At 45.8% G+C, this 1,066-nt stretch carries 1 protein-coding gene; it reads right to left on the reverse strand.

What is annotated here, in order from left to right:
* Positions 1-175 precede the first annotated feature (175 nt).
* A partial coding sequence (gene iscB, locus F6K53_RS45020) for an RNA-guided endonuclease IscB (protein ID WP_293087630.1) occupies positions 176-1,066 on the reverse strand: 891 nt, incomplete at its 5' end.

The following is a 1,066-nucleotide window of genomic DNA, read 5'->3' on the forward strand; positions in this document are numbered from 1 at the left end:
TCATCTTGCCCGTTACCGTCAGTGTGGGATATCTGCTTACCCTCTGGTTACGGCCTGGTGCCAGCTTCACTCTGACGGAATGCCGTCCGTCTCGGTGTGGCCAGGTAGGCTGTCACTTTATCTCCTAAAGGGGTCGGGTTTGCACCGCCATCCAACGAACAGTTAGGTTTGTGAGTCAATCCTCACGCGCCCCTGAGTCATACCCCTCCCGGTGAGGGAGGCTCCTACTCAGAACAAGCCGCACTATATCTTGAGGCTTGCAACTTTTGTAGCCCTTGGTTCCTAACGGGGTAAATCCAAAGCTTCCTTTGCTTCTAGGGGTGACTTTGCCTATTCCTAGTTTTTGATGCTTGGCTATGTCCCCAGTGACCCAGCCTTTGATTGGTTTCAATGGGTTGTGTCTGATCGGGTAACCGTATTTGTTAAGTGCTGCTTTCTGTCTCCCTCCCTGTCCCTTGCAAGTAACCAACAGTGGCTGATAGGTTTTCAAGACCAAGGTCTCAATATCCCCAACACAAGCAGCATCAATCCAGTGTTGCTTAGGAAGACCTAGTTTAATCCGGTTATACTTGGTCTGCGCTCCTGTTCCAGTAACTACAAGCAAGATATTCTGGAGTACTTTAACTAACTTGTTACGAGTTGTATTTACCGCTGCTGCATCCAATAATGGTTGCTTGGCTTTAGTTTTGATTTTTTGGAGTAAACTTGGCTTATTTTTTAGGAATTCCTCTATGGGCTTGTTTCCTTTCCGTTGATTGCATTTTTCGCAAGCTAAGCAAAGATTACTGACTCGATTACTTCCGCCCAATGACTTTGCTTGAATGTGTTCGATTTGCAGTGGAACGGATTGTTTGCCGCAGTAAGTGCATTCCCTTCCCCATTTCTCTAGCAAGTACTCTCTAACTTCATAACCAGCTAGCTCTCCTTGCTGGTACTCAACACCACTGATTTCATGTTTCTGCATTTTTTGAGTGTCAAACTTAACTCTTTCAACCCAAATTTCATTAATCGGGCAAAACTTGGTTAATCGCTTTACCCATGTTTCAATCGTCGAAATCCTGTGTTC

The sequence above is a fragment of the Moorena sp. SIO4A1 genome (assembly GCF_010672065.1).
GTDB lineage: Bacteria > Cyanobacteriota > Cyanobacteriia > Cyanobacteriales > Coleofasciculaceae > Moorena.